23 protein-coding genes and 1 riboswitch are annotated in these 21,220 nt (G+C 70.5%); of the genes, 10 read left to right on the top strand and 13 right to left on the bottom strand.

Annotated elements, in window-relative coordinates; all coding sequences use genetic code 11:
• Nucleotides 1-13 precede the first annotated feature (13 nt).
• The 4 genes from AB0I15_RS13500 to AB0I15_RS13515 all read right to left on the bottom strand — a co-directional run bounded on the left by AB0I15_RS13500 (nt 14) and on the right by AB0I15_RS13515 (nt 3,518).
• Nucleotides 14-748, bottom strand: coding sequence for a sirohydrochlorin chelatase (locus AB0I15_RS13500; protein WP_358094336.1), 735 nt, complete (start codon nt 746-748; stop codon nt 14-16).
• A 23-nt stretch (nt 749-771) separates the two neighbouring features.
• Complete coding sequence (locus AB0I15_RS13505; protein ID WP_358094339.1) at nt 772-1,500, bottom strand: phosphoadenylyl-sulfate reductase; 729 nt, start codon at nt 1,498-1,500, stop codon at nt 772-774.
• 136 nt (nt 1,501-1,636) lie between these two features.
• On the bottom strand, nt 1,637-3,325 hold the full coding sequence (locus AB0I15_RS13510) for a nitrite/sulfite reductase (RefSeq protein WP_358094342.1): 1,689 nt from the start codon (nt 3,323-3,325) through the stop codon (nt 1,637-1,639).
• Nucleotides 3,326-3,434: 109 nt separating this feature from the next.
• Nucleotides 3,435-3,518 (bottom strand): putative leader peptide, encoded by an 84-nt coding sequence (locus AB0I15_RS13515; protein WP_311132608.1) that lies wholly within the window; start codon nt 3,516-3,518, stop codon nt 3,435-3,437.
• A 243-nt stretch (nt 3,519-3,761) separates the two neighbouring features.
• On the opposite strand from AB0I15_RS13515, the gene AB0I15_RS13520 reads away from it, so the two are divergent.
• The 5 genes from AB0I15_RS13520 to glyA all read left to right on the top strand — a co-directional run bounded on the left by AB0I15_RS13520 (nt 3,762) and on the right by glyA (nt 8,837).
• Nucleotides 3,762-4,526 carry a TIGR03084 family metal-binding protein gene (locus AB0I15_RS13520; protein ID WP_358094406.1) on the top strand — a complete coding sequence of 255 codons (765 nt, stop codon included), beginning with the start codon at nt 3,762-3,764 and terminating at the stop codon, nt 4,524-4,526.
• Nucleotides 4,527-4,580: 54 nt separating this feature from the next.
• The gene (locus AB0I15_RS13525; RefSeq protein WP_358094345.1) at nt 4,581-4,955 is read left to right on the top strand and encodes a YccF domain-containing protein; all 375 of its coding nucleotides are present in this window, start codon (nt 4,581-4,583) and stop codon (nt 4,953-4,955) included.
• Nucleotides 4,956-5,084: 129 nt separating this feature from the next.
• The gene (locus tag AB0I15_RS13530) at nt 5,085-5,945 is read left to right on the top strand and encodes a YihY/virulence factor BrkB family protein (RefSeq protein WP_358094348.1); all 861 of its coding nucleotides are present in this window, start codon (nt 5,085-5,087) and stop codon (nt 5,943-5,945) included.
• Nucleotides 5,946-5,998: 53 nt separating this feature from the next.
• Nucleotides 5,999-7,408: a serine/threonine-protein kinase gene (locus AB0I15_RS13535; RefSeq protein ID WP_358094351.1), complete on the top strand. Its 1,410-nt coding sequence runs from the start codon at nt 5,999-6,001 to the stop codon at nt 7,406-7,408.
• A 70-nt stretch (nt 7,409-7,478) separates the two neighbouring features.
• Nucleotides 7,479-7,561, top strand: a riboswitch (ZMP/ZTP riboswitch).
• Nucleotides 7,562-7,586: 25 nt separating this feature from the next.
• Nucleotides 7,587-8,837 (top strand): serine hydroxymethyltransferase, encoded by a 1,251-nt coding sequence (gene glyA, locus AB0I15_RS13540; protein WP_358094354.1) that lies wholly within the window; start codon nt 7,587-7,589, stop codon nt 8,835-8,837.
• A 426-nt stretch (nt 8,838-9,263) separates the two neighbouring features.
• Here glyA and AB0I15_RS13545 read toward each other — a convergent pair whose 3' ends face one another.
• The 3 genes from AB0I15_RS13545 to AB0I15_RS13555 all read right to left on the bottom strand — a co-directional run bounded on the left by AB0I15_RS13545 (nt 9,264) and on the right by AB0I15_RS13555 (nt 11,972).
• A complete protein-coding gene (locus AB0I15_RS13545; RefSeq protein WP_358094357.1) occupies nt 9,264-10,481 on the bottom strand; it encodes a CHRD domain-containing protein in 1,218 nt (405 codons plus the stop codon).
• Between the two features lie 214 nt (nt 10,482-10,695).
• Nucleotides 10,696-11,427, bottom strand: a complete 732-nt coding sequence (locus AB0I15_RS13550; protein ID WP_358094360.1) for a zf-HC2 domain-containing protein — start codon at nt 11,425-11,427, stop codon at nt 10,696-10,698.
• Nucleotides 11,424-11,972, bottom strand: coding sequence for a sigma-70 family RNA polymerase sigma factor (locus tag AB0I15_RS13555; RefSeq protein ID WP_358094363.1), 549 nt, complete (start codon nt 11,970-11,972; stop codon nt 11,424-11,426). Before AB0I15_RS13555 ends, AB0I15_RS13550 begins: the two co-directional genes overlap by 4 nt.
• A gap of 279 nt (nt 11,973-12,251) precedes the next feature.
• Between AB0I15_RS13555 and rsgA the strand changes: the two genes are divergently transcribed.
• Both rsgA and AB0I15_RS13565 read left to right on the top strand, forming a co-directional pair.
• Nucleotides 12,252-13,349 carry a ribosome small subunit-dependent GTPase A gene (gene rsgA / locus AB0I15_RS13560; protein WP_358094366.1) on the top strand — a complete coding sequence of 366 codons (1,098 nt, stop codon included), beginning with the start codon at nt 12,252-12,254 and terminating at the stop codon, nt 13,347-13,349.
• A gap of 130 nt (nt 13,350-13,479) precedes the next feature.
• On the top strand, nt 13,480-14,106 hold the full coding sequence (locus AB0I15_RS13565; protein ID WP_358094369.1) for a phosphoribosyltransferase family protein: 627 nt from the start codon (nt 13,480-13,482) through the stop codon (nt 14,104-14,106).
• A gap of 17 nt (nt 14,107-14,123) precedes the next feature.
• On the opposite strand, the gene AB0I15_RS13570 is transcribed toward AB0I15_RS13565, so the two are convergent.
• Nucleotides 14,124-14,495, bottom strand: coding sequence for an ATP-binding protein (locus tag AB0I15_RS13570; RefSeq protein ID WP_358094372.1), 372 nt, complete (start codon nt 14,493-14,495; stop codon nt 14,124-14,126).
• Between the two features lie 288 nt (nt 14,496-14,783).
• On the opposite strand from AB0I15_RS13570, the gene AB0I15_RS13575 reads away from it, so the two are divergent.
• Both AB0I15_RS13575 and AB0I15_RS13580 read left to right on the top strand, forming a co-directional pair.
• A complete protein-coding gene (locus tag AB0I15_RS13575) occupies nt 14,784-15,608 on the top strand; it encodes a helix-turn-helix transcriptional regulator (protein WP_358094375.1) in 825 nt (274 codons plus the stop codon).
• Nucleotides 15,609-15,743: 135 nt separating this feature from the next.
• Nucleotides 15,744-15,977 carry a DUF397 domain-containing protein gene (locus tag AB0I15_RS13580; RefSeq protein WP_138717343.1) on the top strand — a complete coding sequence of 78 codons (234 nt, stop codon included), beginning with the start codon at nt 15,744-15,746 and terminating at the stop codon, nt 15,975-15,977.
• Nucleotides 15,978-16,056: 79 nt separating this feature from the next.
• On the opposite strand, the gene AB0I15_RS13585 is transcribed toward AB0I15_RS13580, so the two are convergent.
• Nucleotides 16,057-16,683 (bottom strand): maleylpyruvate isomerase N-terminal domain-containing protein, encoded by a 627-nt coding sequence (locus tag AB0I15_RS13585; protein WP_358094378.1) that lies wholly within the window; start codon nt 16,681-16,683, stop codon nt 16,057-16,059.
• A 113-nt stretch (nt 16,684-16,796) separates the two neighbouring features.
• Nucleotides 16,797-17,993, bottom strand: a complete 1,197-nt coding sequence (locus AB0I15_RS13590) for an esterase-like activity of phytase family protein (RefSeq protein ID WP_358094381.1) — start codon at nt 17,991-17,993, stop codon at nt 16,797-16,799.
• Between the two features lie 138 nt (nt 17,994-18,131).
• Between AB0I15_RS13590 and AB0I15_RS13595 the strand changes: the two genes are divergently transcribed.
• Complete coding sequence (locus AB0I15_RS13595) at nt 18,132-18,533, top strand: NUDIX domain-containing protein (RefSeq protein WP_358094384.1); 402 nt, start codon at nt 18,132-18,134, stop codon at nt 18,531-18,533.
• A gap of 206 nt (nt 18,534-18,739) precedes the next feature.
• On the opposite strand, the gene AB0I15_RS13600 is transcribed toward AB0I15_RS13595, so the two are convergent.
• The 3 genes from AB0I15_RS13600 to AB0I15_RS13610 form a co-directional block, all read right to left on the bottom strand.
• Complete coding sequence (locus tag AB0I15_RS13600; protein ID WP_103955259.1) at nt 18,740-19,051, bottom strand: WhiB family transcriptional regulator; 312 nt, start codon at nt 19,049-19,051, stop codon at nt 18,740-18,742.
• Nucleotides 19,052-19,152: 101 nt separating this feature from the next.
• Nucleotides 19,153-20,022, bottom strand: a complete 870-nt coding sequence (locus AB0I15_RS13605; protein ID WP_358094386.1) for a sucrase ferredoxin — start codon at nt 20,020-20,022, stop codon at nt 19,153-19,155.
• Between the two features lie 103 nt (nt 20,023-20,125).
• Nucleotides 20,126-21,220 (bottom strand): FAD-dependent oxidoreductase (locus AB0I15_RS13610; RefSeq protein WP_358094388.1); only part of this gene is annotated, 1,095 nt, incomplete at its 5' end.

Genomic DNA, 21,220 nt, shown 5'->3' on the forward strand with positions numbered 1-21,220 from the left:
TCGATGAAGCGAATCAGCCCGCGAGCGACACCGGCTGCCGCTGGGCCGCCTCGTAACGTTCCAGCAGCACGCCCACCAGCTCGGGGGCCGGTCCCAGCACGTCCGCCACGATGTCGGCGCCCGCCGCCAGCGTGCCGCGCCGCACCTTGTCGGCGAAGTACCCGGGCGCCAGCAGGTACGGCGCCACGACCACCCTCGGCGCGCCGGCCCGCCTGAGCGACTCGACCGCCTGGGCCGGCGTGGGCTCGGCCGCGGACGCGTACGCCGGGGTCACCGTCCACCACCCGGAACGCCGCCACTGCCGCGCCAGCCGCGCGATCACCGCGTTGGCCCTGGCGTCGCTCGACCCCGCCGACACCAGCACCACCGCGGTGTCAGGGTCGCCCGCCGGGACGCCCGCCTCGGCCAGCCGCCGCTCGAGCGCGGCCAGCAGCATCGGGTGCGGCCCCAGCGTGTGGCCGTAGTGGACGCGCAGCCGCGGGTCGCGGGCACGTGCCTCGTTCAGCGCCGCCGGCAGGTCGACCCGGCTGTGGTACGCCTCGGTGAGCAGCAACGGCAGCACCACGGCCTCCTCCAGGCCGCCGAGCGCCTGTCCGAGCGTGGGGGCGCAGTGGTCCAGGTAGGCGACCCGGACGTCCAGGGGCACCTGATCGAGCAGCGCGGCCACGGTGGCGGCGGCGCGCGGGTCGCGAGACCCGTGCGCCACCGCCACCAGTGGCACGCGGCCGGGGGCCGTCCCGTCTGCCAACGGGACGCGTCCCCTGCTGGGGATCACAGGTGAATGCCGCATTCGACCTTCCCCAGGCCCGCCCAGCGTCCGCTGCGCGGATCCTCCCCCTCGGCGACCTGGCGCGTGCAGGGCGCGCAGCCGATCGAGGGGTAGTTGTCATAGTGCAACGGGTTGATCAGCACCCCGTTGTCGGTGATGTAGTTGTCGACGTCCTCCTGCGTCCAGGCGGCGATCGGGTTGACCTTCACCATCTGCCGCTTGGCGTCCCACTCCACGACCCTGGTGTTCGTCCGGCTGGGCGACTCGTCGCGGCGGATGCCGGAGACCCACGCCAGGTACGGCTCCAGCGCCCGGTTCAGCGGCTCCACCTTGCGCAGGTAGCAGCACAGGTCCGGGTTGCGGCCGAACAGGCGGGGGCCGAGGTCGCGATCCTGCTCCTCGACCGTCCGCGACGGCTTCACGTCGATCACGTTGACGTCATAGACCTGCCGGACGGCGTCACGCGTGCCGACCGTCTCGGCGAAGTGGTAGCCGGTGTCGATGAACAACACGTCCACGCCGGGCTTGACCCTGCTCACCAGGTCGATGAGAAGGGCGTCGCTCATCGAGGAGGTCAGGCACAGCCGGTCGCCGAAGGTCGCCGCCGCCCAGCGGATGATCTCCCGCGCGGGGGCGCCCTCCAGGAACGTGGCGGCGGACTCGACGATGTCCTGCAGATCGAGAGCGCCGCGCTGTTGTCTCAGTCCAACCTCGATGTCGGCCAGCGTCATATCTTCACTCCGATTCCAAGAAATTTCAGCTTGAAGGCACGAGCGCAGGCGCGGCAGTACCAGCCGCCGTCGCCCTCGTAGGGCTCCAGGTCCTCGTCGCCGCAGTAGGGGCAGTGGAAGGGAACCGCTCGTGTGGTCATTTCAGGTCGGCCTCATCTGCTCGCTGGACCCAGTCGGCGAACGACTCGCCTTCCTTCTTCTGGCTGTCGTAGTGGGACACGACGCGCGACACGTAGTCGGGCAGCGCCTTGGCGGTGGTCTTGAGCCCGCGTACCTTCCTGCCGAAGCCCGCGTTGACGCCGAGCGAGCCGCCCAGGTGGATCTGGAAACCCTCGACCTGGTCGCCGTTCTCGTCCACGACGAGCTGGCCCTTCAGGCCGATGTCGGCGACCTGGATCCGGGCGCAGGAGTTGGGGCAGCCGTTGACGTTGATGGTCAGCGGCTCCTGGAAGTCCGGCAGGCGCCGCTCCAGCTCGTCGATCAGGTCCATGGCGGTGGCCTTGGTCTCGACGATGGCGAGCTTGCAGTATTCGATGCCCGTGCAGGCCATCGTCTGGCGGCGGAACGTGGACGGGTTGACCTGGAGGTCGGCGGCCTCCAGGTCGGCCACGATGGAGTCGACCTGGTCGGCGGTGACGTCGAGGATGACCATCTTCTGCTCGACCGTCGTGCGGACCCGGGTGGACCCGTGCCGCTCGGCGATGTCGGCGATCAGGTGCAGCTTGTCGCCGTCGAGCCGGCCCACCTTGGGGGCGAAGCCGACGTAGAAGTTGCCGTCCTTCTGCGGGAAGACGCCGACGTGGTCGCGGCGGCTGCCGCGGGGCTGCTGCGGCGCGGGCCCGTCGGGCAGCTCGGCCTTGAGGTATTCGGTCTGGAGGATGTCGCGGAACTTCTCCACGCCCCAGTCGTTGACCAGGAACTTGATCCGGGCCCGGTGCCGCAGCCGCCGGTAGCCGTAGTCGCGGAAGATCCCGACGACGCCCTCGAAGACGTCGGTGACCTGGTCGGGCCGGACGAACACGCCGAGGCGCTTGCCCAGCATCGGGTTCGTGGACAGGCCGCCGCCCACCCACAGGTCGTAGCCGATCTCGCCCCGCTCGTTCGCCACGCCCACGAACGCCACATCGTTGATCTCGTGCACCGTGCAGTGCGCCGGGCAGCCGCTGAGCGCCGACTTGAACTTGCGCGGCAGGTTCGAGTACGCCGGGTTGCCGACGATCCGCTCCTGCACCTCGTGGATCTGCTCGGTCGCGTCCAGCACCTCGTCGGAGTCGATCCCGGCCAGCGGGCAGCCCAGGATGACGCGCGGGGTGTCGCCGCACGCCTCCGTGGTGGACAGGCCCACGGCCTCCAGGCGCTCCCAGATGTCCGGAACCGACTCGATCTCGATCCAGTGGAGCTGGATGTTCTGGCGGTCGGTCAGGTCGGCGGTGCCGCGGCCGTACTCGTTGGAGATGTCCGCGATCGTGCGGAGCTGGGCCAGGTCGAGCTGGCCGCCGTCGATGCGCACGCGGAGCATGAAGTAGCTGTCGTCGAGCTCCTCCGGCTCCAGGATCGCCGTCTTGCCGCCGTCGATGCCGGGCTTACGCTGGGTGTAGAGGCCGTACCAGCGCATGCGGCCGCGCAGGTCGGCCGGGTCGATCGAGTCGAATCCCCGCTTGGAGTAGATGTCGATGATGCGCTGGCGGACGTTGAGGCCGTCGTCGTTCTTCTTGTTCTCTTCGTTCTTGTTGAGCGGCTCACGGTAACCGAGGGCCCACTGGCCTTCGCCGCGCGGGCGCTTGTGGTGCCGGCTGGCGGGAGTGCGGCTGGCAGGGGTACTCATTGCGCGTCCTTCTGACTCATGGGCGCGCGCAATGTCCCTCCTGCCTCTTCATCGAGTGCAGGGGTGGTGGCAAGGAGTGCGACGCGCTCAGCGGGAAAACGAACGTGGGTTAGCGGGCGTCGCAACAGATGGCACTGCGGACACGCTGAAGATCGACGTGGCGTCGACCGACGAGCATGGGGTCCGCTGGCATGCTTCGAGATTACTCTGGCTGTCCGGGATGTCCAAGACGGGGTCCAGAGTGTGGGATTGGCTCAGCCTTGCCGCGGCCAGTCGAGGGCCGATTCCCGGGGCTGCTCGGCCGTCTGATGCTGGCAGTCGCACCAGGAGCCGCCCCGGCAGTCCTCGTGCCGTTTGTCCTTGCAGCTCTCACAGATCACCCTTCGCATTATTCTCCCAGAACGTTGTTCGGGTTAGGCTGGCGCTCGTGGATCTCATGGCCGAGTTGGTCGCCGACCTGCGCGCCGAGACCGTCTCCCTCGAAGAGCTGCTCCACCCCCTGCGGGAGGAGGACTGGGAGCGGCCGACGCCGGCCGAGGGCTGGGCGATCCGCGACCAGGTGAGCCACCTGGCCTGGTTCGACGACCTCGCCGTCCGGGCCGCCACCGACCGCGCGGGCTACGACGCCGCGCTGGAGGGCTTCGGCTCGGTCGACGACCTGGCGCTGGAGTCGCGCGGGATGCCGGTGACCGAGCTGCGCGAGTGGTTCCGTACGTCCCGCGCCCGCAGCATTGAGACATTCGCCACTCTCGACGCCCGCGACCGGCTCCCGTGGTTCTGGCGGGAGATGTCGGCCGCCTCCTTCGTCACCGCCCGGCTGATGGAGACCTGGGCCCACGGCCAGGACGTCGCCGACGCGCTCGGCGTCACCCGGGAGCCGACCGCGCGGCTGCGGCACGTGGCCCAGCTCGGCTACCGGGCCCGCGCGTACAGCTTCGTCGCCCACGGCCTGCCCGTCCCGGCCGACCAGGTACGCGTGGAGCTCACCCTCCCCGGCGGCGCCACGTGGACGGCGGGCCCCGCGGACGCGGACGGCGTCGTACGCGGCACGATGCTCGACTTCTGCCTGGCCGTCACCCAGCGCATCCACCTGTCCGACACCGGGCTGGACCTGACCGGCGAGCCCGCGCGGGCCTGGATGCGGATCGCCCAGGCGTTCGCCGGCGCACCCGGAAGGGGCCGGGCGCCCGCGTCAGGGTGAGATCAGGGTCTTGCCGGATGACCCGGGCGGCACGACCGGTGACATGCTGTGAACATGCGCACCATCCTCAACGTCATCTGGCTCGTGTTCGCGGGCATCTGGCTGGCCATCGGCTACGCCCTGGCCGGGATCATCTGCTGCATCCTGATCGTCACCATCCCCTTCGGCATCGCCTCGTTCAGGATCGCCGCCTACGCGCTGTGGCCGTTCGGCCGGACCGTCGAGCGCGACCCGGAAGCGGGGGTCTTCTCACTTCTCGGCAACATCATCTGGTTCGTGGTCGCGGGCATCTGGCTCGCCATCGGGCACGTGGTCACCTCCATCCCCCTGTTCCTGTCCATCATCGGCATTCCGCTGGGCGTGGCGAACATCAAGCTGATCCCCGTTTCGCTCCTTCCCCTGGGTGCGCGCATCGTCGACAACGACTAGGGCAGTTGAGGGACGTAAGCTGTCCCGAAGAGTCACTGCCAATACCGTTGGGTGCCCATGACGTCCACCGATGCGCCTTCCCGGCCCAAGAGAGGGCTCCGCTCCAACGCCCGGGCAAGGCTTGACTGGGTGCTCGACACCAAGTCGTGGGCGACCGTGCGCGCGGCCACGAACGCGGGCGTCACCTACCGGGTGACCGGCCTGGCGGGCGAGGCCGCGTTCTTCGCGCTGCTGTCGCTGCCGCCGTTCGTGCTGGGCCTCATCGGCGTGCTGGGCAAGCTCACCCCCTGGCTGGGGCCGAGCGTGGTCACCCAGGTCAAGACCTGGGTGATCGAGCAGGCGGGGTTGTTGTTCACCGACGACGCGGTCAACAAGGTGATCAACCCGCTCATCACCGACGTCCTCAGCGACGACGCCGGCAAGGTGTCGATCATCTCGCTGGGCTTCCTGCTGTCGCTCTGGTCCGGCTCCAGGGCCCTCTACGTCTACGTCGACCTCATCTCCGTCGCCTACGGCCTGGGCGAGGAGCGCGGCATCATCCGCACCCGGCTGATGTCGTTCGGCCTCTACATCGTGGGCCTGATCATCGGCATCATCGTCATGCCGATCCTGGTCATCGGCCCGACGCTGCTGAAAGACGTGCTGCCCGCCGAGTTCGGCGTCATGGTCGACATCCTCTACTGGCCGGTCGTGATCATCGGCTCGGTGCTGTTCCTCACCGTGCTCTACCACGTGAGCGTGCCCGTGCGCACGAAGTGGTACCGCGAGCTGCCGGGCGCCATCCTGGCCCTGTTCCTGTGGATCCTCTGCGCGGCGATGCTGCGCGCGGTGCTGGCGGCCTGGTTCTCCCCGGTCTCGGTGTACGGCTCCCTGGCCGCCCCCATCGCCCTGCTGCTGTGGCTCTACATCACCGCCCTGGCCGTGCTCATCGGGGCGATCCTCAACGCCGAGGTCGATCGGCTCTCGCCGGGCGTGGGCCGGGTCAAATAGCCGGGTCAAATAGCCCGTACCGAAGTCCGGGCTCGTCCGGAATAATCCCTGCGATGGAGGTGCAGCGACGCGTCGGGCCCTACACCCTGCTCAGGAAACTGGGCGAGGGCGGGATGGGCTTCGTCCATCTGGCGGAGGATCCCGCGGGCAGGCGGGTCGCGCTCAAGACGATGCGGCCCGAGCTGGCCGCGCGCGAGGAGTTCAGGCGCAGGTTCGGCAAGGAGGCCGAGGCCGCCAGGAGGGTCGCCAGGTTCTGCACCGCGCCCGTGCTGGACGCCGGGTTCGACAACGGGACCGCCTACCTCGTCACCGAGTACGTCGAGGGCCCCGACCTGTCCGCGGTGGTCGCGCGGGCCCCGCTGACCGGCTCGAACCTGGAGGCGCTGGCCGTCGGCGTGGCCACCGCGCTGGCCGCCATCCACCAGGCCGGGGTCGTGCACCGCGACCTCAAGCCGTCGAACGTGCTGCTCAGCCCGGTCGGGCCGCGGGTCATCGACTTCGGCATCGCGCAACTGGCCGAAACGGCCGTGGGGGCGCCGGTCACGGTGGCGCAGAGCATGGGCACGCCCGCGTACATGTCGCCCGAGCAGGCCAGGGGCGAGCAGGGGACACCGGCGGGCGACATCTTCTCGTGGGGCGCGCTGGTGGCCTACGCGGGCACCGGCAGGCCGCCGTTCGGCACCGGCGGGGTCGCGGAGGTCGTCTACCGCGTCATCAACCACGCCCCCGTGCTCGACGGGCTCGACGAGCGGCTCCGGCCGCTGGTCGAGCGGGCCCTGGACAAGGACCCCGGCCGCCGCCCGACCGCCCAGCGGCTCGTGGACCTGCTGCTGGGCGGCGCCGAGGTGCCGGTGGCCGCGGCCACCGCGAAGGTCTCGGAGACCTGGACCCCCGTCGTCCCCGCCCCGCCCGCCGCCACCCGGCCCCCGGCCCGGCCCGGCGCCGCTCCGGGGGGCGGGAGGCGGCTGTGGGTGCCCGTCGCCGTAGGGGCGCTCGCCGCCGTGCTCGGCGCGGCCGTCACGCTCGCCGTCGTACGCCCGTGGGAGCCGCGCGGCGCGGAGCCCGGCACCCCGGCGGTCGCCGGCACGATCAAGGCCCTCGACAGCACCTTCGCCGTCCAGATCGACTCCGTCGTACGGCAGGGCACGACGGTCCGCCTGCGGTGGACGGTCAAGAACGTCGGCACCGTGAACTCTCCCATCTACAACAAGTTCGGCTCCGGGGCCCTCGACAACACCGTCTCGCGGATCGCCATCGTCCCGCCCGGCGTGGGCAAGCCCCTCTACCCGGCCCAGAAGGACGGCTCCTGCGAGTGCGCCGACGTTCCCGTGGCGCCGTTCGAGGAGGGCGACCAGTTGCAGCTCTGGGCGCTCTTCGAGGGCGTGCCGGAGGGCACGGAGCGGGTGGACGTCGATCTGGGACCGCTGGGGACGATGCGGAACGTGGCGGTCTCGTCCGCCTGAGCACGAGCTCGGGCGCCACTCGAACGTGCTGATCACGACGGGATGGGCCCTCGTCGCATCCGCTATCGTCTAGACGAGACGCGACTGGCGCATTGGGTGGGATCGACCACCGGGGAGCGAAAGGAGCGGAGGCCGTGCGCCTGGGTCTTCGCAGATTGTCAACGATGACAGGAGAATCATGAGTTCTCTCGCTAGCGTCGACCCGCAGATCGCCGAGCTCATCAAGGCGGAAGAACGGCGTCAGGCCGACACCGTCAAGCTGATCGCGTCCGAGAACTACGTGTCCAAGGCCGTCCTCGAGGCCACCGGCACCGTGCTCACCAACAAATACTCCGAGGGCTACGCGGGCAAGCGCTACTACGAGGGCCAGCAGGTCATCGACCAGGTCGAGACCCTGGCCATCGAGCGGGCCAAGTCCCTGTTCGGCGTCAACCACGCCAACGTGCAGCCCTACTCGGGCTCGCCCGCCAACCTGGCCATCTACATGGCGTTCCTGCAGCCCGGCGACACCGTGATGGGCATGGGCCTGCCGTTCGGCGGCCACCTCACCCACGGCTGGTCGGTCTCGGCCACCGGCAAGTGGTTCAACGCGGTCCGCTACGGCGTGCGCAAGGACACCGGCCGCATCGACCTCGACGAGGTGCGGCAGCTCGCGCTCGAGCACCGGCCGAAGCTGATCTTCTGCGGCGGCACCGCCATCCCGCGCACGATCGACTTCGAGGGCTTCGCCTCGATCGCCCGCGAGGTCGGCGCCGTGCTGGCGGCCGACATCGCCCACATCGCCGGTCTCGTCGCTGGTGGCGCGCACCCGTCCCCGGTGGGCCACGCCGATGTGATCTCCACGACCACGCACAAGACGCTGCGCGGCCCGCGCGGCGCCATGCTGATGGCCACCGCCGACGAGCACGCCACGGCGCTCAACAAGGCCGTCTTCCCCGGCCTGCAGGGCGGCCCGCACAACCACACCACGGCCGCCATCGCCGTCGCGCTGCACGAGGCAGCGCAGCCGGCCTTCCGCGACTACGCCCACCAGATCGTGGCCAACGCCAAGGCGCTGGCCGACGAGCTGTCCTCGCGCGGCTTCGACCTGGTCTCCGGCGGCACCGACAACCACCTGATCCTGCTCGACCTCACGCCGAAGGGCGTCGGCGGCAAGCCGGCCGCGCAGGCGCTCGACCGGGCGGGTCTGGAGACCAACTACAACACGGTGCCGTTCGACCCGCGCAAGCCGTTCGACCCGTCGGGCATCCGCATCGGCACGCCGTCGGTGACCTCGCGCGGCATGGGCGAGGCGGAGATGCGGCAGGTCGGCGCCTGGATCGACGAGGTCGTCACCGCCGTCGCCAAGGGCGACGCGGAGTCGGTGATCGCGCGCGTCCACCACGAGGTCAGCGAACTGACCGCGCAGTTCCCGGCGCCGGGGCTGTAAAGAAGGATCTTTTACGGCAGGCCGGCTGGGCGCCGCCCACCGCACGGGGCTGAGGGCCTCCAGGGTGACGCCATCTGACCCGCACGTGGCCGGCCACCGTCACGGCGCACGTTCGCCCGTGACGGTGGTTCTCACGCCGCCAGACGGCGCATCCTCCCGGCGGCCCGTGACGTGGCGGGCACAGCGGCGTGGCGGGCACAGCGGCGTGGCGGGCACAGCGGCGTGGCGGGCACAATGGCACGACAGGTGTCGTGGCATGACAGCGCCCCGCCGCACGGGCTCCCGTGTGCGGCGGGGCGCTGGTCGCGATCGGGGTGGGCCGGAGTACCCCGTCGCGGTGGTCGATGCCGTGGCCCGGGGGACTGGGCCGGATCGACCGGGGGAGGGCCTGTCGGGGGACGGGACCGAATCGTCCCCCTGTCGGCCTTAGCCAAGGAATATGTAGTCGGCCCCGTACGGGACCCTGGCCTCGGCGCCCGGCCGGCAGGTGCCGGTGGGCGCGAGGCCGCCGGTGGTGTTCAGGCGCAGGATCTGCGTGGCGTGCGCGAGCAGGCCGGTCGTCGCGCCCGCCTGGGTGGCGTTGAGGAGCAGTTCGGGGATGTGGCCGTCGTTCGGCGTCCTGGTGACGACCGCGCCGCGCACCGCGCTGCCGTCGGGGGCGATCCACTGCGGCGGGCCCGAGGCGGGCGTCACGAACGAGTGGTCGATCCCGCGTCCCAGCTTGGCCGTCACGCCGAGCTGGGTGAACCCGTGGCCGCCGGCGGGCAGCGGCGTGCAGGAGTAGATCTGCGCGCCGGTCAGCACCTCCGCGGTGAGGGCGCGCGGATGGGTGAACGGCGTCCCGGAGAGCCGGCCGCGCACCGCGCCGGCGGTGAAGTCGAGTGTGTGCAGGTTCGCGTAGTAGGCGCCGGGATCGGCGGTGATGGCCTTGACGACCTCGGCGGGGACGTCCGCCTCGCCCGCGACGCCGGTGACGTTCGCGGGCAGGCCGCCGGTCTTGGCGAACAGGTCCGCGACCACCGCGCCGTTCTGGCCCGGCGCGCCCTTGTGCACGTGGCCGTTCGTCACCCGGCCGAGCGCCGACCAGTGGGCGGTGTAGGCGAGCTTCGCGGGGCCCGTGGGGCGCAGCCACCAGGTGGCCCGGCCGTCCTGGTCGCCCTGCGGCACCTCCTGGCCCCCGTCGGCGTCGGCGGACAGCGTGGCCTGGTTGCTGCCGTGCAGCACCCCGTTGAGGTCCACGGGCTTGCTCAGGCGGTGGAACTGGCCTCGTACGGCGCCCTGGGGGTGCGGCCGGTCGTGCAGGTTGGCGTAGAAGCCGCCCGGGTTGTCCACGAGCGCCTTGACGAGCTCGTTGTCGGCGGTGACCGTGCCCGTGACGCCGAGCACCGACTTGGGCAGCGGCTCGGTGAAGAACGGGAGCCTGACGTCGCCGTTGACGCCCTTGGCGCCCTGGTGCACGTGGCCGGCCATGGGGATGCCGATCTTGCTCCACCGGGCCGCGAACGTGATCTCGTTCCCGCTGATCTTGAGCACCACCGTGGAGCGCCCGTCGGCGTCGCCCGCGCCGCCCACCTCGTTCGCGCCGCGCAGCCCGGCCGCGAGGTAGACGTCGTCGGCGGAGGCGTTCGCCGGTGCCGACGGCACGAACAGTGCACTGGCTAATAAAGCACCCGAAATCATGAACTTACGGATAGACATAATGAAACCTCTTAAAAGGGCTTGATATCGCGGTCGGTACGGCAAGCAGTACGCGCCGCGGCCCGGTGGGGTTCAATCCGCGAACCCGTAAATTTCCACAGAGCGAAGAGGGCACGAAAAAGCCCTCCCACCAGCGGCGGGAGGGCTCCTAGCGCGTCGATCAGGCCTGGATGGTGAGCAACTTCTTACCCGCGGAGGTGACCACCTCGAAGTGATCGATGTCCTTCAGCGGTGTCGCGCTGCCCCCGTGCATGTAGAGGGGGTCGGGTGACCCCGGCACTCCGTACCCGGCTGGAGGCACGGACCACCCCGTCATCACCCGGCGCTCGCCCGACTTGCCGACCGAGATCAGCTCGCACTCCAGCGGCCCCTTCACCCCGGCCAGCTTGAGTGCCGCGTGCGTGCCCCACCCCTTCGACTCGACGACCAGGCCGCCGGTCACCCCGTCGGCGCCCTTGCCCTCGATGGGCCTGCCTTCGACGTAGAACTGCTCGGCCGGGCCCATGTTGGTGCCCATGTGACCGGGGTGCCCCTGGGCGACAGGGGGCGCGTCGTCCGCGCTGAGCTGGGTGCCGATCGTCAGCCCCCCGGCCACCAGCGTGACCGCCGCCGCCATCCCGATCACGAACGTCCCCCGGCGCGTCCGCCTGTCGGCCGACTTCTTGCGCCGCAGCATGTCGACGACTTCGCCCTGGCGTTCGTACGACGGGGGATCAGGGTCCTCCACGGGACCGAGCCCGTTGAGCACGCTGGCCACCCCGGCCAGGTCCGACAGTTCGTATCTGCAGGAGGAGCAGCCGAGGAGGTGTGCCTCGAAAGCCATCCTGTCGTCCTCATCCAGCAGTCCGAGCGCGTACGCGCCCACGTCCGTGTGCTCGACTCTCGAAGTCACGCCGTCACCCCCCTCTCCTCCAATGCGATGCGTAACGCGCGTACGGCGTAGTAGACGCGGGACTTCACGGTGCCCACAGGGATACCCAGCGCGTCGGCGGCGTCGTTGACCGACCGGTCCCGCAGGATCGTCTCGTTGAGGATCTCGCGGTGTGCCGGCGACAGCGCCTTCAGCGCTTCTGACACGACCACCTGGTGCAGCATTCCCTCCATCTCGTCCGGCACGGGCATGCTCTCCAGCGGTCCATCGCCCGACTCCTGCGGCCGGGCTTCCCGGCGCCGCCGGTCATCGATCACGATACGTCTCGCGACCGTGGCGAGCCAGGGCATCAGCGAGACCGAGTCAGGGTCGAGCTGCTCGGCACTGCGCCATGCACGGATCATCGTCTCCTGCACCACGTCTTCCGCCCACTGCCGATCGCCCGCGGTCAGCCGGATCACGAAGGCGAGCAGCGGCCTGTGATACTCCCGGTAGAGCGCGGACACGACCACCTCGTCATCCGGGCGTACGCGCCGGATCCAGTGCCGTAAGCGCGGCTTGCCCATCGGGGCGGCTCCCTCGGCCGAGGGTGGGGGATACGTGCTGATTCGCATCATTCCCCTTTCTCAGTCCGTCGGGAGGTGGTACGGCCAGCCGCCTAGGGGCGGTTCAACGGATCGCGGAAGATAATCCGATTGCAACCTCGGGGACAGGTGCGTAGAGTCGCCCCGAAACCGATCGAGGAGGTGAGGGCTATGCGGGTCGCCGTCTTCAGCGCGCCGTTCGTCCACCTCCGGGGGCTCCTCTGAGCCGCCCGTTCCTTCTCGAATCAAAGGTTCATCACGTTGTCTTACGATCTTTCCCTGCTCGGCTGGACCGACCTCCGCGCCGACGGGCTGCCCGCTGACACCATCCCCGCCCGCGTGGCGCGCGTCGATCGCGGCGCCGCCGAGGTCATCGCGGCGGACGGTCAGCATCACGTCAAATACGGCGCCCGCGTCCGCCGGGCATCCGCCGCCGACCCTGTCGCGCTGCCGTGCGTGGGCGACTGGGTGGCGCTCAGGTGGCTGCCCGAGGGCCGCCACGAACTCGACGAGGTCCTGCCCCGGACGACCGCGTTCGTCAGGGGCGGCGTGAGCCGCGACTCCGTCGGCGGCCTGTCGGGCGACGGCCAGGGCCAGGTGCTCGCGGCCAACGTCGACATCGTCTTCGTGGCCGAGCCGTCGATGCACTCCACCGACTTCGCCGACCTCGGCCGCATCGAACGCCTCGTCGCCCTCGCGTGGGAGTCCGGCGGCACGCCCGTCGTGCTCATCACCAAGTCCGACCTGTTCGAGGACGGCCTCGACGACCTGCTCGCCGACGTGCACGTGACCGCGCCCGGCGTGGCCGTGCACGCCGTCTCCTCCCTCCAGGGCGACGGGGTGGAGCTCGTCGCGAACTACCTCGAAGGCTCCCGCACGGCCGTCATCCTCGGCCCGTCGGGGGCGGGCAAGTCCACCCTCGTCAACGCCCTGGCCGGTGACTCCGTCATGGAGACCCAGCAGGTCCGCGCCGCCGACGGGCGCGGCCGGCACACCACCGTGCACAGGGAGCTGATCCCGCTGCCCGGGGGCGGCCTGGTCATCGACACGCCGGGCATCCGCAGAATCGGCCTGTACGACATGGGCGAGGGCGTGGAGCTGGTCTTCTCCGACATCGAGCGACTGGCCGACCGCTGCCGCTTCGCCGACTGCAGGCACTCCACCGAGCCGGGATGCGCGGTGCTGGCCGCCCTGGAGAGCGGCGAGCTGCCGGAACGACGGCTGCTGAGCTGGCGCAAGCTGCAGCGGGAGGCCGTGTGGATGGCCGCCCGTACGGACGCGCGGCTGCGCAAGGAGCAGCAGAACAAGTGGAAGATCATCCACAAGGAGATGCGCCGCTCCGGCCGCAACCGTCCCTGACCAGTCCCTGTCCGGGCCCGGCTCCCTGCCGGGCCCGGACGAGGAGTCCTCATCCTCGTCCGCGGGACCGCTGGGCGACCGGCGGGGATGGGTGGGCGAGGAGCGGGGCCTGAGCGGGTATGCACAGGTCATGGACCTCTTCGCAGACCGGGCCGAGGCGGGGACGCTGCTGGCCGAGCGGCTGCGGGACGCGCACGACCCCGTGGTCCTGGCGCTGCCCCGCGGTGGAGTGGCGGTGGCCGCGCCCATCGCGCGCCGGCTCGGCGTCTCCATGGACGTGCTCGTGACCAGGAAGATCGGCTATCCGCCCACCCCGGAGCTGGGCGTCGGGGCGATCGCCGAGGGCGGCGAGCCGGTGTTCGACGTGCCGCTGCTGCACCGCCTCGGCCTCACGCCCGAGTCCGTGGCCGGCGTGGTGGAGCAGGAGCGGCACGAGCTGGCCCGCCGGGTGCTGGCCTACCGCGGGGACCGCCCGTTGCCCCCGCTGGAGGGCCGGGAGGTGATCGTGGTGGACGACGGCCTGGCCACCGGCGGCACCGCCAGAGCGGCTCTCAGGGCCGTCCGTGCGCACAAGCCCGCCAAGGTGACGCTGGCCGTACCGGTCGGGGCGCGCGACACGGTGGGCTCCCTGCGGCGGGAGGCGGACGAGGTGGTGGTGCTGCGGACGCCACTGGACTTCCGGGCGGTCGGCCAGTGGTACGAGCGCTTCGACCAGCTCAGCGACGCCGACGTCCTCGAACTCCTCGGCGGTGCCTGATGGACGCGGCGGGCGGGTCAGCCCGTGATGACGGCCCAGACGATCTTGCGGGAGCCGTCCGGCGCGAGCCAGCCCCAGGCCGTGCAGAGGGCGTCCACCAGCCGCAGCCCCCGCCCGAACTCCGAGAACACGTCAGGCGCCGCCGCCACCGGCACCGTCCGGCTGTGGTCGGTCACCGCGCACGCCAGCTCGGCCCCGTGCGCCAGCAACCGGAGCTGCGCGGCGCCGCCCCCGTGCCGCATCGCGTTGGTCACCAGCTCGGAGACCACGAGCTGGGTGTCGAAGGCCAGCTCCAGCACGCCCCAGGAGGTGAGCGTCTGGTCGACGAAGCGCCGGGCCGTGGCCACACAGGCGGGCTCGAGGGCGGAACGTTGATGGAACGGGAACACCGCGTCACACTCACCGGCATGACCTTCCAGCAGAATGGACGAAAGCCATCCTGGTGGCCGGGAACCGATGGCGGCTTGCGGCCGAGCGTCGAAAGTCGTCATTCTGGCCCCCGAAGCGCGGTCTGGTGATCCAATGCCCATCTTTACGGGGAGTGCTTACCGATGCAAGACTTTTCGTAGTTTACGGATGCGAATCGCATCTGCACGTGCAGATGACCTAGGAGCGATGCAGTGAGCGCACAAAGCGCGGAAGGGGAGCTTCTCAGCTATTCGCCGGGAAGCCCGACAGTGCTGCGAATCCTGCTGGGGACACAACTGCGCAGGCTCCGCACGGAGAAGGGTATCTCGCGCGAGGACGCCGGGTACTCGATTCGCGCATCTCACGCCAAGATCAGCCGGTTGGAGCTCGGCCAGGTCAGCTTCAAGCAGCGCGACGTGGCCGACCTGCTCACCCTGTACGGCGTCACCGACCCCGCCGAGCGCGAGCCGCTCCTGGCTCTGGCCAAGCAGGCCAACGCCCCCGGCTGGTGGCACAAGTACGGCGATCTGCTGCCCGCCTGGTTCGAGGTCTACATCGGCCTGGAGGGCGCCGCGTCCAGCATCCGTACCTACGAGAACCAGTTCGTCCCCGGCCTCCTCCAGACCGCCGACTACGCCAGGGCCGTCATCGAGCTGGCCCACGAGAAGGCCCCGAAGGCCGAGCTCGACCGGCGGGTCGCCCTGCGCACCACGCGGCAGAGGCGGCTCGAGAGCGGGCTGACGCTCTGGGCCGTGATCGACGAGGCCGTCGTGCGCCGCACGCTCGGCGGTCCCGGGATCATGCGCGAGCAGATCGCCCATCTGCTGGACATCACGGCCGAACGCAACGTCACGGTGCAGATCATGCCGTTCGACCGCGGCGGCCACGCGGCGGCCGGAGGCCCGTTCAGCATCCTGCGCTTCCCCGAGCGCGAGCTGCCCGACGTCGTCTACATGGAGCAGCTCACCAGCGCCCTCTACCTGGACAAATCCGCCGACTCCGACCACTACATGGAGGTCATGGACCGGCTGAGCATCCAGGCCGAGGAGCCCAAGGCGACCAGGCGCTTCCTGGAACGCCTTATTTCCGGATGAGCTGCTGATATCCGTGTGATCCACTCCATACCGTGATTTTTGGTCGTCCGGTATATGGAGCACTTCCTGTTGCCGTATTGTCACCTCGCAAACGCGGATGCACGTGCATCCGTAAGATCGCGAGGAGCCGCCCCCATGCATGAGTTCCGGAACGGAACGCCCGCCGGCCGCCTTCCCGTCGTCTGGCGCAAGAGCAAGCGGAGCAACCCCAACGGCAACTGTGTGGAGGTCGCGAACCTGCCCACCGGGGACATCGCCATGCGCAACTCACGCTTTCCCGAAGGCCCGGCGCTGGTCTACACCCCGGCGGAGATCACCGCGTTCGTCCTCGGGGCCAAGGACGGAGAGTTCGACGACCTCATCGTCTGAGGTCGTCCCGGATCGGTCGAGACCGATATCCCTTCGCCGGGCGAGCCCATGTTACGGACGGCCCGGCGAAGGGTTTCGGTCACGAGGGGTAGGACGCGGGATCGTTGTACCAGCGCCACTTCGTCAGGCGTGGCCGGCCGGGCAGCTCGGCGCGGCCGGTGGCCCACAGCAGGGCCGTCCAGGGATCCGCGGCGCGCGGGGCGTCGGGGAAGATCCGGTCGAGCACCCGCGCGCACAGGCCGGCGGGCGGCGCCCACGTGAGCCCGAGGCCCTCGGCGATGTCGTGGACGTGCACGAGGGTCTCCACCAGGCCCATCGCGGCCGAGCTTTCGGCGTCGGCCGGCCCGAAGACGTGGTGGGCGCGGGCGTCCGGCGGCGCCGTGCGCACCATGGCGGCCAGCAGCGCGCCGCTCGTCTGCAGTACCTGCATCAGCCCGGCGGGGCCGGCCTCGCGGTCGGCGTGCACGGTGTTCTTCGGGCCGCCCGGCCGGCGGCTCTCCAGGGCGAAGGGGACGTAGTCGTCCAGGGGCGGCGTGGTGAGGCCGAGTTGGACGGCGTAGGCGAACAGGTCGTCCGCCAGGTGCTCGGCGGTCTCCCAGCAGGTCCACTCCAGGGTCCCGGCCTTGCCGTCCCACGCGTCGGCGGGCGCCCGTCCGAGGGTCTCGACGGCCAGCCGTACGGCCTCCTCGAGGTCGTCTGCGGTCACAGGTGATCGTTGCGGTGCTGACATGCGGGCACCTTACCGGCGCGGACCCGCGCTCCTCCGGCGCGCGCCCCTGTCGTGGGCGGGCGGACCCGGCCCGCCCACGAGCCTTGGGGCTACAGGTAGACGCGGGGGTCGGCCTGGAGGCCGCGCGTCAGGCGTACCGTGATGAACTCGTTGTCGTCGGGCCTGCCCGGCGTGCGGCCGTTGGAGAAGGGGAAGTTGTTGTCGTCCAGGACGCCGAGCGTGCGGTCGTCGAGGATCACGACGTCCTCGATCGTCTGGAACGGGAACCTGAACGTGCCCGGCGCGCCGCCCAGCCCGCGCGGGTCGGCGAGGTCGAGCAGGTCGGCCACGAGCGTCTTGTCGAGCGCGCCATCGTGGTCCCGGTCGCGCAGGTCCGCGAGGTAGATCCGCTTGACCTTGGCGGCGTCGCCCTGGAGGTTGTCCCGCTCGATGATCAGGAAGCGGTTCGCGTCGACGGCGATCGCGTCGCCGATGGCGTGGGAGGGGTCGTCCAGCCTGTACGTCCACCGGCGGTCGGTGTAGGCGCGCCGGCGCAGGTCGAACTCGTACATGCGCAGGGTGCCCGCCGGGTCGCCGGTCACCGTGCCCTCGAGCAGCGGGTAGAGGCGGCGGCCGTCCACGGCCCTCGCCATGCCCTCGAAGCCCTTGCTCCCGGCGAGGTTGGGCTGTGCGCCGTTCAGGTCCGGGTTCTCGGGGGCCTGGACGCCCGGCAACTGGATCGGGGCCTGCATCAGGCGGCCCTTGCGGTCGAAGTGGAGCAGGAACGGGCCGAACTCGTCGCCGATCCAGTACGTGCCGTCCACCGTGCGCACGATCGACTCGACGTCGAAGTCGGAGCCGGTCAGCGTACGGTCCTGCCGGGTGAGCGGGAACGGCACCAGGCCGCGCGGGTCGGTCAGGTCGAACCCGCCGAGCACCTGGACCGACTTGGCCCTGAAGTCCGGCTTGACGCGGTGCACGCGCAGCAGGAAGTCCGAGCTGTTGGCCTTGTTGCCGTAGCCGTTGTCGGACAGGACGTCGAAGGTGCCGTCGTGGCGGCGGACGATGCCGCTGAAGCCCTGCACGGGCTGGCCGGTGAAGGGCGGGGTGACGCCGTTCACCGGGGCCGTGCCCAGCAGCGACCCCGACGGCTCGCTGCCGGGCAGGAAGGTCAGGGCGGGCAGCGAGGCGAACCCGGTCAGCGTGGCCCGGCCGAAACCGGCCCGGCCGGGGTCCGCGGCGGCGGGGACGGCGGCCAGGCCCAGGGCCATCGCGCCCGCCGACATCAGGATGGCGATACGTCTCATGGCGGGCACCCTAGGGCGGTCACATGACGGCATTCCGAACGGACGGCAACGGGCGATGACGGCCGGATGTCGGACCGGTCGCACACGCCCAGGCCCTCCGGGGCGGAGGCGCGGCCCGCCGATGGCATGCTGAGCGGCATGGACGTGATGCGTGTGGTGGCCGCGGCGGTCGTGGATCGGGGGCGGCTGCTCGTCGTGAGCAAGACGGCGGCCCCCGAGGTGTTCTACCTGCCGGGAGGCAAGCCGGAGGCGGGTGAGAGCGCCGAGGAGACGCTGGCCCGCGAGCTGGAGGAGGAGCTGGGGGTGCGCCCGCTCGGCCCGGTCCTGCTCGGCCACGTGGAGGAGGTGGCCGCGCTGGAGGGGGTGCCCATGCGCATGACGGTGTTCACGGCGGGGCTGGACGGACTCCCGCGGCCTGCGGCCGAGCTGGCGGCTTTGGGATGGACGAACGGGCGTGACGAGTTCGGGCCACGGCTGGCGCCCGCGGTGCGCGACCACGTGGTGCCGATGCTCGTGCGCTCCGGAGCCCTCGAAGGATGAACCCGAGGACGAAACGTAGGGGCTGACCCTTCATGACGACATCGACCATCCCGGGATGGGATGGCCGATGTCGGTGTGAAGTGTGTGGGCCTGATCAGGCAGTTGCCCCGACCGGGTTCGCCGGAGCCTGGACATGGAGGGCCAGGCTCCGGTTCATCGGGACAACTGCTCGATCACGCGATGCTGGTGACGCTGCCGGGTGTGGTTCAGGCGGCGGTGATGCCGGCGCTGGCCGCGCGGCGCATACGACGGCGACGCTCGCTGGCGCGCTCGTCTTCGTTGAGACCGCCCCACGTGCCGTACTTCTCGGGCCGGGACAGCGCGTAGTCTAGGCACTCGTTGCGGACAGGGCATCCGGCGCAGATCGCCTTGGCCTTCCGCTCTCGTACGTCACGCTCGGGCTGCCGCTCCCCATCGGGGCCGAAGAAGAGCACGAGGTCCTCACCCCGGCACGCGGCATCATCCTGCCAACCCCAGCTGGGGCGCGGGCGGGCGAGCTGCCGACGTACCTGAGACATGAGAAAACCACCTTCGTGAGAGGTATTTCGGTAATTGAGCCGCATTGGACGCTTTTGGCGTCACTGTTCCAACGCAAGGCGAGGCCGTGGTTGTTCCCAGCTCAGGCGAGAGCAGGCGTGGCGTACCGCACAGGCGTGAGCCTGTCCAGCGAAACCAGCCGGTAGGTGGTGATCGTCTCGGCGCAAGCCGTACCACACGGCGCTGTGAACGCCGATGGCTCAACCACAACCTGGAACCGGACGTCGCCGCAGCGTACTACTGCTTCAGTGACGTCGCCGTCCGACCTGGAGGATTCCACGGCCACCGCGCCGACAGAACACTCTCCCGTATGGGCTCGGGCAAAATGCTCCGCGGCTTGCAATGGCTCAGGGATGCCTGCGCGTCCCCGGTAGCGGTCGAGAATGATCTCGCCCGACCGGTACGCGTTAGCCGCTGCCAGTGCAGCAGCCTGAGACATGCTGCCGTAGAAAATTCCGTGTGGCAAGCACACGAGGTTGGCGGCGTAACGATCGCCGCCAACGTGTGACGTTTCCCACACTCTGTCCGGCAACGATTCGGCCAGAGACCGAGCGAGGGGTAGTCCAATGCGGGCGCAGCACACATTGCGCTTGGCGTGCGTGCAGACCAGAAATACCGGCTCGTCCTCAAGTATGCAGGACTCCGGGACCACTCCGGCCACGAGCGCGTCCAGGTCAAGATCTTCGGGACCTGCGACGACACCCCCCGCCAGCCAGGGGCGATCGCCCGCCGCGTAGGCCATTAGCACACGGATCCCCTGCTCCTGCGGGCGGGTTCGCCTGCCGGGGCGGCGGATCAACTGGGGCCTGATACCGCGTTCGAGCGCTCTGCGGACCAGTTCCGAGATTTTTGCAGGAAGTTCGAGGTTTTCCAGGCGGGAAGGCCAGGCGCCGGTGTATTCGATGAGCAGCCACAGTCTGGCGCCCACGGTGGCGCTGGCCAGAGTGGGCACCTCCCCGGTGTGGCAGCCGATCGGATGCTCGCAGCCCCTCGCCAACGCACTGGTCCTTCCCCCGGATCGAATTAGGTAAGACTAACCTAACTGATGGGTTCGGTCAGGCGCCGGAAATTCGATCAAGTACGTCCCGTGTCGCGGCCGAAGCGCGCTCTCTGTCCCGCTTGACCAGGCCGATCCTGGTCCGCCGGTCCAGCAGGTCGCTCTCGTCGAGCGCCCCCTCGTGCAGGACCGACCAGAGCAGCTCGCCCTTGGTGATGCCGAGCGCGACCTCCTCCGGGTGCGCCTTGGCGAGCTCGTGCACGGCCTCGGCCTCGGAGCCGTGGCGCTCGGCCAGGCGCGGCGGCACCCCGGACGGCCGCGGGCCCGCGCCCACGAGCGGGAGCTTGCGCGTACGGCATCGCCCGGCCGGGAGGTTCGCGTACGAGACCGCTCGATCCACAGCGTCCTCGGCCATGCGGCGATATGTCGTGAGCTTTCCCCCGACAACGGTCACGACGCCGCCGTCCGTGAACACCGCGTGCCTCCTCGACAGGTCGGCCGTCCTGCCGTCGGCCGCCAGAAGGGGCCTGAGGCCCGCGTAGGCGCCCGCAACCGCCCCTCTGGTCACCGGAACCTCAAGAACCCCGTTGAGCACCTCCAGAAGCGTTCTGACGTCCTCCTCGGGAGCCTCGGGCACGTCGGGGACCGGCCCGTCCACCGGTTCGTCCGTGAGGCCGACGTACACGCGGCCGTCGGGCTGGGGGAGCACGAGCGCGAACCGGTCGCTCTCCCCGGGGATCGGCAGGTGCATGCCGGCGATCACGCCGGGCAGCGTCCCGGGCTCCAGGACGAGGTGGGTGCCACGGGACGGGCGCAGCCTCACCTGCGGATCCAGCGTGCCCGCCCACACCCCGGCGGCGTTGATCACCACCCGGGCGCGGATCGTGAACTCCTCGCCCGTCAGCTCGTCGCGCACCTCGGCGCCCTCGTCCGACAGCCGCAGCGCGCGGCAGCGGGTCAGCACCCGGGCCCCGTGCGCGGCGGCCGTCCTGGCCAGCGCCACCACCAGGCGGGCGTCGTCGAGCAGCCGGCCGTCCCACGACAGCAGCGCGCCCCGCAGGCCGTCGCGCGCCAGCACGGGGGCCAGCGTGTGCGCGCGGGCGGCGCTCAGTCGCGCCGGCCCCGGCAGCAGGCGCCGTGGCGTGCGGGCGGC

The sequence above is a fragment of the Nonomuraea sp. NPDC050643 genome, from assembly GCF_040654715.1.
In the GTDB taxonomy this organism is placed as follows: Bacteria; Actinomycetota; Actinomycetes; order Streptosporangiales; family Streptosporangiaceae; genus Nonomuraea.

Bases quoted from the DNA above. Each gene is read 5' to 3' on its own strand.
- AB0I15_RS13505 (WP_358094339.1), bottom strand. From the start codon at position 1,500: ATGACGCTGGCCGACATCGAGGTTGGACTGAGACAACAGCGCGGCGCT.
- AB0I15_RS13510 (WP_358094342.1), bottom strand. From the start codon at position 3,325: ATGAGTACCCCTGCCAGCCGCACTCCCGCCAGCCGGCACCACAAGCGC.
- AB0I15_RS13515 (WP_311132608.1), bottom strand. From the start codon at position 3,518: ATGCCAGCGGACCCCATGCTCGTCGGTCGACGCCACGTCGATCTTCAG.
- AB0I15_RS13520 (WP_358094406.1), top strand. From the start codon at position 3,762: ATGGCCGAGTTGGTCGCCGACCTGCGCGCCGAGACCGTCTCCCTCGAA.
- AB0I15_RS13525 (WP_358094345.1), top strand. From the start codon at position 4,581: ATGCGCACCATCCTCAACGTCATCTGGCTCGTGTTCGCGGGCATCTGG.
- AB0I15_RS13535 (WP_358094351.1), top strand. From the start codon at position 5,999: ATGGAGGTGCAGCGACGCGTCGGGCCCTACACCCTGCTCAGGAAACTG.
- glyA (WP_358094354.1), top strand. From the start codon at position 7,587: ATGAGTTCTCTCGCTAGCGTCGACCCGCAGATCGCCGAGCTCATCAAG.
- AB0I15_RS13555 (WP_358094363.1), bottom strand. From the start codon at position 11,972: ATGGGCAAGCCGCGCTTACGGCACTGGATCCGGCGCGTACGCCCGGAT.
- AB0I15_RS13565 (WP_358094369.1), top strand. From the start codon at position 13,480: ATGGACCTCTTCGCAGACCGGGCCGAGGCGGGGACGCTGCTGGCCGAG.
- AB0I15_RS13580 (WP_138717343.1), top strand. From the start codon at position 15,744: ATGCATGAGTTCCGGAACGGAACGCCCGCCGGCCGCCTTCCCGTCGTC.
- AB0I15_RS13590 (WP_358094381.1), bottom strand. From the start codon at position 17,993: ATGAGACGTATCGCCATCCTGATGTCGGCGGGCGCGATGGCCCTGGGC.
- AB0I15_RS13595 (WP_358094384.1), top strand. From the start codon at position 18,132: ATGGACGTGATGCGTGTGGTGGCCGCGGCGGTCGTGGATCGGGGGCGG.
- AB0I15_RS13600 (WP_103955259.1), bottom strand. From the start codon at position 19,051: ATGTCTCAGGTACGTCGGCAGCTCGCCCGCCCGCGCCCCAGCTGGGGT.